This is a genomic window from Bacteroides sp. AF29-11 (genome assembly GCF_003602895.1).
Classification (GTDB): Bacteria; Bacteroidota; Bacteroidia; order Bacteroidales; family Bacteroidaceae; genus Bacteroides; species Bacteroides uniformis.
This window is the reverse complement of record NZ_QTLY01000006.1, coordinates 77,797-89,638: the sequence shown is the minus strand read 5'-3', so window position 1 is coordinate 89,638 and position 11,842 is coordinate 77,797. Positions and strand designations below refer to the sequence as shown.

The following is an 11,842-nucleotide window of genomic DNA, read 5'->3' as shown; positions in this document are numbered from 1 at the left end:
TTCTTGTTTTTATGACAGTAAGACAGTGATACCCATGTACAGCATCATGCCTATAATGTCATTGGTAATGGAGATAAACGGGCCGGTGGCAATGGCCGGGTCAACCTTCAGTTTCTCTAAAGTCATGGGGACTAGCGTTCCGAAGATGGAGGCGAACATGACGACTGCAAAGAGGCTGATGGAGACGGAATAAGTGACCGTAGCCGTAGCTCCGAACCGGATAAAATTATAGATGTATACCAGCAGGGAGATGATGGTGGCATTGATGACCGCCACTACTGCTTCCTTGGCTACCTGCTTGAAGGTGTCTTTGGCATCCAGTGAGCTGTTGGCAAGGCCTTGCACGATGATGGCAGACGACTGGGTTCCCACGTTTCCCCCCGTACCACCAATCAACGGAATATAAAGGGCCATTTCCGGATGGGCGGCGAAAGTCGTGTCGAAGTTACCCAATATCATGGAGTTGCCTATACCACCTAACATACCGATAAGTAACCATGGAAGGCGGGCAGAAGTCTGGCGCATGACATTATCGTCCGTTTCTACATCTTGGGACAAACCGGATGCCAACTGGTAATCACGTTCCGACTGTTCGCGGACTTCGTCCATGACGTCGTCTACGGTAATCTGGCCTACCAGACGCCCGATACTGTCTACAACAGGAGCTGCCACCAAGTCATACTTTTCGATGATTTGTACCACTTCGTCAATGGGGGTATCTACATGGACGGAGATAGGATCTTTCCGCATCACATGCTTTACCTTGGAGACAGAAGGGGAAGTTATCATTTTCTTCAATGGGAATACCCCTTGCAGACGGTCTTCGTCGTCGATGACGTATACGTAGTAAATTTCATCCAGCTTTTCAGCTTGCAGGCGCATTTCCTTCAGGCACTCCGGCATACTCCAGTTTTCATTGACAGTCACCATTTCCGTACCCATCAAACCACCGGCAGTGTCTTCATCATATTTCAGCAGGTCAACGATGTCACCGGCTTGTTCTATATCTTCGATGTGCGAAAGTACTTCCTCCTGCTTGTCTTCATCAAGTTCGCGCATCAGGTCTACGGCATCGTCCGTGTCCATATAATCCACGAAACGCTTGGCAATGGTCTCCGAAGGAAGAAGTTCCAGGAATTCTTTCCGGATGTCTTCGTCCATTTCAACCAGTACGTCCGCTGCCGTTTCGTTGTCAAGGAGGCGGTAAACGAAGCGGGCTTCCTCCAAGCCGAGGTCATTGCACAGTTCTGCAATATCCGCCGGGTGAAGATCGGTCAAAAGTGTTTTGACGTTTTCCGCGTCTTTCTGTTCTATCAGGCTTTTGACTTTGTCTATGTATTCTTCGTCTATTTCCATGATTGTTCGTGTTTAATCACTAGCCATTAATCATTAATCGTTCTCAATGCCTGTTCCACTTGGTTGGTCAGCTGAATAAATTCCTGTACGGACAGTTGTTCCGGGCGTTTATTAAATAATACGTCCTCCGTCAGTGGACAGTCTTTGCCGAGTATCGGTTTTATGGAGTTCCGCAGAGTCTTGCGTCGTTGGTTGAACGTGGTTTTCACTACTTGCTTGAACAATTTCTCGTCGCAGCCTAAATCGTGCGTTTCATTGCGCATCATGCAGATGACGGCACTTTTAACTTTTGGGGGCGGGTTGAAGACATGTTCGTGTACCGTAAACAAGTACTCCACTTTGTACCATGCTTGTATCAGTACACTTAGGATTCCGTATGTCTTGCTGCCCGGCCCGGCGGCTATGCGCTCGGCTACTTCCTTTTGTATCATACCCGTACAGCAGGGAATCAGATCCTTATATTCCAGCATTTTGAAGAATATCTGGCTGGAGATATTATAAGGATAGTTTCCCGTCAGCACAAAAGGTTGCCCGCCAAACAACCGTTGCAGGTTCATTTTGAGGAAGTCGTCCTCAATAATGTTGTCTTCCAGTTGCGGATAGGCTTCCCGTAGGTAGGCCACTGACTCGTAGTCCAGTTCTACTACTTTGACGTTGCGCTCTTTGGGCAGAAGAAACTGGGTCAGTACTCCCATTCCCGGACCAACTTCGAGGATGGGAATTTCGGGACAGACATCTACCGTGTCGGCGATGTCTTGTGCCACTTTCAGGTCTTTCAGGAAGTGTTGCCCGAGAAACTTTTTAGGTTTAACTACTCTCATGTATCAACTAAATCATTACTTTTGCTCCGTAAACGTAGGCTGTAGTGTGAACAACAACCTATCTTTACACGGAGCAAAGGTAGTTCTTTTCAATGAAGAATGAAGAATGAAGAATGAAGAATTTGGGAATATCGTATGAATAAGCTGCTAAAAAAGACGTTGAAAATCATCTTACCCATTTTATTGGGTGGTTTTATCCTCTATTGGGTATATCGTGATTTTGACTTTTCAAAGGCAGAAGAAGTTCTCCTTCATCAGACGAACTGGTGGTGGATGTTGTTGTCCTTGTTCTTCGGTGTGATGAGCCATGTGTTACGAGGCTGGCGTTGGAAGCAGACTTTGGAGCCGCTGGATGCTCATCCCAAAACAAGCGATTGCGTTGATGCCATTTTTGTATCTTATGCCACCAATCTGGTACTGCCCCGTGTGGGAGAGGTTTCGCGTTGTGGAGTACTTGCCAAATATGATAATGTTTCCTTTGCAAAGTCCCTGGGGACGGTGGTGACGGAGCGGTTGGTAGATACGCTTTGCATTCTGCTGATTACGGGGATTACTTTTTTGGCGCAGATGCCTGTCTTTTTCCGTTTTTTCGAGGAGACGGGCACCAAGATTCCTTCGCTGGTGCATCTTGTGACTTCCCCTTGGTTTTATGTGGCTCTTTTTTCTATTATTGGTGTTTTGGTACTTCTCTATTTTCTGTTGCGTATGCTCTCTTTTTTTGAAAAGGTAAAGGGAGTAGTCTTGAATATATGGGAAGGTGTGATGTCACTTAAGAATGTGAAGAATGTGCCTTTGTTTGTTCTTTACACTTTACTTATTTGGCTATGCTATTTCTATCATTTCTATATAACTTTCTATTGCTTCCAGTTTACGGAGCACCTTAGTTTCCTTGCCGGACTGGTGATGTTTGTCGGCGGAACGTTTGCAGTCATTGTTCCCACGCCCAACGGGGCAGGACCCTGGCACTTTGCTGTCATCACTATGATGATGCTTTATGGGGTAAATGCTACGGATGCGGGTATATTTGCTCTGATAGTGCATGGCATACAGACGTTGCTGGTGATAGTGTTGGGCATCTACGGGTCGTTGCACCTGGCGTTGGCGAATAGGGCAAAGAAATAGACGTTTCTTGTGGTGGGTTCCTATATTGTCACTTCTTGTGTTAGAGGACAGAGACAGTACTTATAGAGAGTACTCCTTTAAAAGTACTGTAATACTTCTTTGCAAGTACTTCAGTACTTCCTTATAAGTACTGAAACCTAAAGGTTGTTGGAAGATTGGTTTCTTTAAACGATATTGTTGCTTGGATATAGAAGTGGGAGAAATTCCTAAATATGGTAGCTATATTAGGTGCAGATGTTCTATCGCAATATGTGAAGATGTAAAAGCCATGTTTAAGATAGCTGATGATTTAGTACTTTAGAAAAATCCCGGTTTATTGTACTTTCCGAGAATAAACCGTTATATTTGCGAAAACTAACTTTTTAGAATTATGAGTACAATCTTACAGTTAGCTCCACAGAATGTATGGAAGCACTTTTATTCACTGACCCAGATTCCCCGTCCGTCAGGACATATGGAGAAGATTACCAAATTCCTTATTGATTTTGGAAAAGGCTTGGGGTTGGAATCATTTGCCGACGGGGTCGGCAATGTTATTATTCGTAAGCCTGCCACTCCGGGTATGGAAAACCGCAAAGGCATCATCCTTCAGGCGCATATGGACATGGTGCCTCAGAAGAACAACGATACTATTCACGATTTTACAACAGATCCCATTGAAACCTATGTTGACGGTGATTGGGTGAAAGCCAAAGGAACCACGCTGGGAGCAGATAATGGTTTGGGAGTAGCTGCCATTATGGCGGTGCTCGAAGATAATAACTTGAAGCATGGCCCATTGGAAGCTCTGATAACCAAGGATGAAGAAACGGGAATGTATGGTGCATTCGGTTTGAAACCCGGAACTATGCAAGGGGAAATTCTGCTGAACCTTGATTCTGAGGACGAAGGCGAACTCTATATCGGCTGTGCCGGTGGTCTTGATATTACTGCTACTTTGGAATATAAGGAGGAGACGCCTATGGCCGATTTCGTTGCTCGTAAGATTACGCTGCAAGGTTTGCGTGGCGGTCACTCCGGTTTGGAAATCAATGAAGGGCGCGGTAATGCCAATAAATTGCTGGCACGCATCGTACATGATTTGCTGATTGAGTTTGACTCCCAGCTGGCAAGTTTTGAAGGTGGTAATATGCGTAATGCTATCCCTCGCGAAGCACATGCGGTATTGGTGTTCAATCCTGAGGATATGGACGGTTTGGAAGATTATATGAAGGAATACGAGGCACAACTGAATGACGAATATGCTCCGATTGAAAGTGGTATTACCCTGAGTATAGAAGAGGTAACTCTACCCACTGCCGTTGTTCCTTCAGAAATCCAGGATAATATGATTAACGTGTTGATGGCTTGCCAGAATGGTGTGATGCGTATGATTCCTACTGTTCCCGATACTGTAGAAACTTCCTCCAATTTGGCTATCGTAATCATTGCAGACGGTAAGGCCGAAGTTCGTATTTTGGCGCGTAGTTCTTGCGATACGATGAAGGATTTCCTGGCAGACAGCCTGACAGCTTGTTTCGCTATGGCAGGTATGAAGGTGGAATTGAGTGGTGGCTATTCTGGATGGCAGCCTAATGTGGATTCTCCTATACTGCATGCCATGAAGCTGTCCTATAAGCAGCAGTTTGGTGTGGAACCTGCCGTGAAGGTTATTCATGCAGGTTTGGAATGCGGTATTATTGGTGCCAATTGTCCAGGACTCGATATGATTTCTTTCGGTCCCACTTTGCGTTCTCCGCATTCACCGGACGAGCGTGCGTTAATTCCTACTGTTTCCAAGTTCTATGATTTCTTGGTGGCTACATTGGAGCAGACTCCTGAAAAGTAGAGAATACTTTATGTAATGAATAGGGGCAGGGTGCTTTATTAAGTATCCTGCCTTTTTTGTCTGTGACAGTTTGTCCTCTTTCTGCCAGAATGTCCCAGACTTATTACAATGGTATGTCAATATCCTTGCACTTTCTCCCTAAAAATTGACCTAAGTCAAGAAATATGTTATAAAACATGTTTTCTATCTGTTTTTTGCTTGTTATCTTGAACAAAGGCTCTATTTTTGTGTTGTAAAACATGAAAACAATAGAAAACTAGTAGATTTTTTAAGGATAACAAGATTGATTTTAGGAGGATAACAAAATGAAAATGTTAAAGAGTTTTTTTAAGCATGTCGGCGAAGCCGATAAGAACATTTGGGGTTACGTAATGCTTTAAGCATTCCCCCCCCCTTTCGTGAAGTATTGAATTTTAGTTTTCAGGTATTAGTTTAATTTTTTAAGATTATGAAAAAGAAGATTGCAAATTCATTTAAGCACATTCTTACCGCAGCTGGTAAGAATTGGATGGAGGCAATGAGATATTATAGCCTCCAAATGTGAGTACACTAACATTTAAGTATAGCACAAGGGATATGTTTGCAAAACATATCCCTTGTTTTTTTGTAGGAGTAGAATAAGATTTTTTATGTCCAAAAGTACATTTGTTTGAACTTTATTCACTTCCTTTGTTATTAATACAAAGACTAACAAACGAATAATTATGAGAGTAATTCAAAGAATTTGTAGCATATTGTTGCTGCTGGTTACATTTGGGGCTTCGGCATTGTATGCGCAGACGTACGATAAGTTGTGGAAGCAGGTGGAGCAGGCTCAAAAGAAAAGCCTGCCTCAAACAGTGATAAAACTGGCTGATGAAATCTATCGGAAAGGTCGGCAAGAGCAGAATGCTCCGCAAATGTTGAAAGCCTACATTTGTAGGGAGACTTATCAAGAGGGGCTGACTCCGGACAGCCTTTACTCCAGTCTGAAATATATGGAATCTTGGGCACAATCGGAGAGGAATCTGGTGAACAAGGCTATTCTACATTCTTTGTTGGCATATGAATATGCTGACTTGATGCGGAAGAATCGCCGTGTCTTGCTGTCACGTACTTTACTGACTGTTGACGAGGTTCCAGAAGATATCCGTGAGTGGAGTATCAGCCAGTTTGTGGATAAAATAGATAGGTGTAACCGTGCATCCTTGCAGGATTCCATCCGCTTGCTCAATACATCTGCAGAACAATATGTGCCTTTTGTGGTGTTGGAAGACGGTAGCCGGTTCTATGGGCACGATATGTACCATCTATTGGTAAGCCGTGCTGTTGATGCTTATCGGCAGCTGGATGGTTTCAGCGTGGATTCTTTGGTACAGACCCGTATCGAAAGGATTTATCTGGATATGATGAATGCTTATCGCCATCGTGCCGGTTCGGAAGATGCTATGTTGCTCTGTTGTCTTGATTATTGGAACTGGAAGTTGACCGGTGGTATCAGCCAGCAGCCTTATCCTACTTTCCGAATGCGTCAGGAAAAGGCTAATCGGGAATATCTTGAGGTTTTGGATAAATTGATAAAGGAATACGGTTCACGAGAGGTTTGTGCCGAGGTTTACATTCATAAAGCCAACCACCTGCGCCGTTTGGAACCGAAACGCGCTGATGAGGCTCTAAAAGTCTGTGAAGAAGGCTTGAAGCGCTATCCTGCGTATAAGCGTATCAATGAGTTGAAAAATATCCGTGAACAGATTTTACAGCCTGAACTCATTCTGACTATGAATGAAAGCGGTTATCCCGGCGATTCGGTGAATATGAGGCTGCATTATCGTAATGTCGAGGGCTTCACTCTCAACTTATATACCACTACTTTAAGTGAAGTACCTTGGATGGACCATGGTATAAATAAAGATACTTATAGAAAGTATGCCCGGAAGTTTTCTTCCACGCATTTTGGCTTAAAGCCGTTGCCAGGCAAGGATAAATTGCCTGAAGATGTCCCTTATCTTGCCTCGGACACTGTATTTAAGTTCATGATTCCTCGGGAAACGGGAGTCTATATTCTTCAAATAGTACCTGATACTGAAACGGCCCGTACAGATGATAAATTTCTGGTATCTACCCGCTTCAAGGTGCTGACATTGGATTTGGGTGACAACCGTATGGAAGTGGCTACATTGGATGCCCGTAGTGGACAGCCGATTGCTGGTGCCAAGGTGAGTTTCTACTCTTCTTATGATGAGAAGAATAGAAAAGTGATGGCAGAGGTACTGACTGATGCCGGGGGGAAAGCTGTATTACCCTGGCAGAGTGAAATCCGAAGTTATGTGGCGCGTAAAGGCAGAGACACAGCCATGATGCCGCAGAACGTTTATATGAATCATCCTTATTACGGTATTAAGGATACAGATTGGAGGCAGATGGCATTGCTGACAGACCGTTCGCTTTATCGTCCCGGGCAGACCGTTCATGTAAAAGGGATAGCTTACAAGCAGAATAGTGATAGCGCCCAGGTACTACAAGGAGTTGATTATGAGCTTGTCTTGTTGGATGCCAACCGCAAGGAACTTGCCACCAGGAAGGGGCGGACCAATGATTTCGGCTCTTTTGCTACGGAGTTTGTACTTCCGGCAGCTTGCCTGAATGGCATGTTCAGCATACGAACCAAAGAGACTCAATCTACCGTCACTTTTAGGGTAGAGGAGTACAAGCGACCTACGTTCGAGATTGCCTTCACTCCGGTTTCGGAAGCTTATCGGCTGGGTGACAAGGTTGTGTTGAAAGGAAATGTCAAGGCCTTCAATGGCATGATGGTGCAGGATGTGCCATTGGCATATACGGTGACTCGCCGGAATCCGAGACCTGGTTATTGGAGCAATGCTGATAAACCATTATTGTCTGACACCATACAATTGGATACCAACGGGGATTTTTCCATACCCTTGACTTTGGAAGCTCCGGCTGTAGATACAGACGGGTATGGGAGTGTGTATACTTATCATGTGGAGGCGGTGGTGACGGATGAGGCCGGTGAAACGCAATCCGCTTCGTATAACTTGTTGGCAGGTCCTAAGGCTTATTCCTTTGATATTCGCTTGCCTCAATATGTTTGTAAGGAAGACAGTATGCTTTTCACTTTTGGAGTGAATAATGTAATGAATATTCCTCAGCACATTGAAGGTTCCTATTGCCTTTATCCATTTGCAGAACAAAATGGGGCAAGGAATATTGCAGGTTCTGAACCCTTGGATGATGTTGTATTGGAGGGTACCTTCACAGCCAATCGGCTCCAGGATTTTTCGGCTTGGAACAAGCTTCCTTCAGGTAACTATCGCTTGAAACTTTCTGTACGTGATAGTTTGGGACGTGAAGAGAATAATGGGGCATATGGCAGTGACAGTTTCATGCTCTTTTCAAAGAGTGACAAGCGTCCGGCTGCGTTTACAGATTTCTTTTATTATAAAGAAAATGAGGAATTTGATGTACAGTACCCTGCCGCTTTTCTTTTGGGGACTTCTTATCGGGATGCATATGTGCTGATGGATGTCTTTTGTGACAGAAAACGCATTGAAAGCCGTGTGTTGCAGTTGAATGATACTATTATTCGTATGGAATTCCCTTATAAGGAAGCATATGGCAAGGGAATCACCATTCTTTTCAGTTTTGTGAAAGCTGGCGAGATGTACAGTCATCAGGTTGAACTGAAGAAGCGGGAGCGGGAACGTGCTCTCGACATGAAATGGGAAGTGTTCCGTGACCGTTTGCGTCCCGGACAGGAAGAAGAGTGGAAGCTCGTCATAAAGACGCCTCAAGGTATGCCTGCTGCGGCTGAGATGTTGGCTACGATGTACGACGCTTCACTGGATAAGATTTATAAGAGTAACCAGATACTACGGGTTTTCTATCCGGATAATCTGTATGGGGCATTCCGTGGTGCGAGCCGTTATAATAGCAATTACTTCTCCGTTTATTTCCCGTTGAAGGCTTGGAGGGTTCCGGTGTGGTCGTTTGACTACTTCTGTTCTCCTTATATGGATGGAAGGATGCGGATAGTGATGGTAGAAGACAATGCGCTTTTGGAAGAAGTAAGTGTTGTGGGGTATGGGACTACCCGGAATAGCTCTTTGACCGGTAATCTTAGAATACGTGGTGCCAACCAGCCGATGCTTGCTTCCAAAGCAGAATCCGGGAATGCCGTTGAAGTGAAATATGTTCCTGCACAAGTAGCGGAAGACGCGGTGGAAGATGTTGTTTTTGAATCGGAAACGATACCGGTTGGCGAGGCCTTGCAACCTATTGAGGGGCTTCGCACCAACTTTGCCGAAACAGCCTTTTTTTATCCTCAACTTCGTACAAACGAACAAGGGGAGCTTGCGTTTTCTTTTACGATGCCGCAGAGCTTGACTCGTTGGAATTTCCGTGGTTACTCACATACTAAGGATATGCTGACTGGGATATTGGATGCTTCCGTTGTAACTGCCAAGGAGTTTATGCTGACTCCGAATATGCCTCGGTTTGTCCGCGTTGGAGATAAAACACAGATAGCCGGAACAATAGCCAATCTGACGGGTAAAGCGGTGAAAGGAACAGCAGTATTCACACTGTTCGACCCTATGACGGAGAAAGTTATTGCTACTCAACGTCAGAAATTCTTGGTAGAAGCAGGAAGAAATACTGCTGTCAACTTCCATTTCGAAGTGTCCGACCGCTATGATTTGCTTGGTATTCGTATGGTTGCCGATGGAGGTACGTTTAGCGATGGCGAGCAGCATCTGTTGCCCGTATTAAGTAATAAGGAGTATATTACGGAAACGCTTGCTATGCCTATCCGTGGCGAGGAGACCCGTACGTTCTCATTAGACAGCCTTTTCAACCGTAATAGCCGTACAGCGACAGACCGTCGTCTGACTGTAGAATTTACCGGGAATCCGGCTTGGTATGCTGTACAAGCGTTGCCGGCATTGAGCCTGCCTGCCAATGATAATGCCATTTCTTGGGCTACAGCTTGGTATGCCAATAGTCTGGCAGGCTTCATTGCCAACAGCCAGCCCCGCATTAAGACTGTATTTGACAGTTGGAAGGCTGCCGGTGGCACGAAAGAAACCTTCCTCAGCCAGTTGGAGAAGAATCAGGATGTGAAGAATATCCTGCTCAGCGAGTCTCCGTGGGTACTGGAAGCTACTACTGAAGCCGAACAGCAGGCACGTATTGCCACGCTGTTTGATATCAACCAACTGAATAACCGCAATCTTTCCGCTTTTACCAAATTGAAAGAATTGCAGGGTGAAGACGGTGGATGGAGCTGGTATAAGGGAATGTCCGGTAGCCGCTATATAACTGGCTATATTACAGAATTACTTGTTCGTCTTCCTCTGCTGACGAAAAATGAACAGCCTGAAGAAGTTGCCGCCATGCGGCAGAAAGCTTTCGGCTATTTGAATCGGCAGGCTTTGGAAGAGTATCGCAATATCCGTAAAGCCGAAAAAAATGGCGCCAGAATTACTGCCAACTCCGAATCGGCAATGACATATCTGTATCTGATAGCCCTTAGCGGCGAACAAGTGCCGGCAGACAATCAAGCGGCTTACCGCTATTTCCTATCAAAAGTAGGTGCCAATCTTAAAGATGGAACCATGAGCAGCAAGGCGCAGTCTGCCATCATCCTGAAAGCAGTAGGGCGTACAGCCGAGGCGAATGAATTCATCGCTTCCCTCAAGGAACATCTGGTACAGACGGATGAACTGGGTGCATACTTTGCTTTCCAAGCAAATCCGTATAACTGGGGTATGCTGCCCATCCCTGCCCATGTGGAAGTAATGGAAGCCCTGCGTATGGCAGGTGGCAACGATGCTTTGGTGGAGGAAATGAAACTCTGGCTGCTGAAACAGAAGCAGACTACCAGTTGGAATTCTCCGGTTGCAACGGCTGATGCTGTTTATGCATTGCTTTGTCAAGGTACTAATCTGCTGGAAAGTCGGGGAGACGTACGTATCACGTTAGGTAACAAAGTTTTGGAAACATTGTCGCCTACAAAGACCATAATCCCGGGTTTGGGTTATGTCAAGGAAACCTTCGCTCAAGGAAGTCCGGAGCTGAAAGCTAAAACCGTCACCGTAGAGAAACGGGATGCAGGCATTGCCTGGGGAGCTGTTTATGCCCAGTATCTGTCACCCATATCTGATGTAAAGCAGCAGGGGGGGGAATTGAATGTAGAGAAGAAACTTTATGTAGAGCGTATATCGGCCGGTGGTAGCAAGTCCTTGCAACCGGTTACGGAAGGGACCGTATTATCCGTCGGTGATAAAATAGTGGCCCGTTTGACTATCCGCTTGGACCGTACTATGGATTTTGTTCAGTTGAAAGACCAGCGGGGTGCCTGCTTTGAACCTATAGGCTCGCTTTCCGGTTATCGTTGGAGTAACGGCCTTGGTTATTATGCAGAAGTGGAAGATGCCGCAACCAATTTCTTCTTCGACCATTTGGGCAAAGGCGTTTATGTCTTAGAGCACAGTTATCGCATAGCCCGTGGCGGAACATACGAAACGGGGCTGGCCACGATACAGTGTGCGTATGCTCCGGAGTATGCTTCGCATTCGGCGGGAGGGATAATTGTAATAAAGTAACAATAGAGTATGGAGCGGAGCGCAATTTGTACAAATTGCGCTCCGCTATTTTAGGTACTCTCGCTAAAAACACCTATTTTTGTCCGACTAATATTGAATGAGAGTGGCAGAAT

Annotated in this window: 5 protein-coding genes; 3 read left to right on the top strand and 2 right to left on the bottom strand. The window is 45.3% G+C overall.

Annotation, left to right across the window (positions count from 1 at the left end):
- Positions 1 to 9 precede the first annotated feature (9 nt).
- Positions 10 to 1,356: a magnesium transporter gene (mgtE, locus tag DWZ03_RS11345; RefSeq protein ID WP_005824027.1), complete on the bottom strand. Its 1,347-nt coding sequence runs from the start codon at positions 1,354 to 1,356 to the stop codon at positions 10 to 12.
- A gap of 26 nt (positions 1,357 to 1,382) precedes the next feature.
- Complete coding sequence (rsmA, locus tag DWZ03_RS11340) at positions 1,383 to 2,177, bottom strand: 16S rRNA (adenine(1518)-N(6)/adenine(1519)-N(6))-dimethyltransferase RsmA (protein WP_005824025.1); 795 nt, start codon at positions 2,175 to 2,177, stop codon at positions 1,383 to 1,385.
- A 135-nt stretch (positions 2,178 to 2,312) separates the two neighbouring features.
- On the opposite strand from rsmA, the gene DWZ03_RS11335 reads away from it, so the two are divergent.
- The 3 genes from DWZ03_RS11335 (at position 2,313) to DWZ03_RS11325 (ending at position 11,729) form a co-directional block, all read left to right on the top strand.
- Entirely contained in the window at positions 2,313 to 3,299 is a 987-nt protein-coding gene (locus DWZ03_RS11335) for a lysylphosphatidylglycerol synthase transmembrane domain-containing protein (RefSeq protein WP_005824021.1), read from the top strand.
- 370 nt (positions 3,300 to 3,669) lie between these two features.
- On the top strand, positions 3,670 to 5,127 hold the full coding sequence (locus tag DWZ03_RS11330; protein ID WP_044468032.1) for an aminoacyl-histidine dipeptidase: 1,458 nt from the start codon (positions 3,670 to 3,672) through the stop codon (positions 5,125 to 5,127).
- 704 nt (positions 5,128 to 5,831) lie between these two features.
- Positions 5,832 to 11,729, top strand: a complete 5,898-nt coding sequence (locus DWZ03_RS11325) for an alpha-2-macroglobulin family protein (protein ID WP_120130052.1) — start codon at positions 5,832 to 5,834, stop codon at positions 11,727 to 11,729.
- Positions 11,730 to 11,842: the final 113 nt, after the last annotated feature.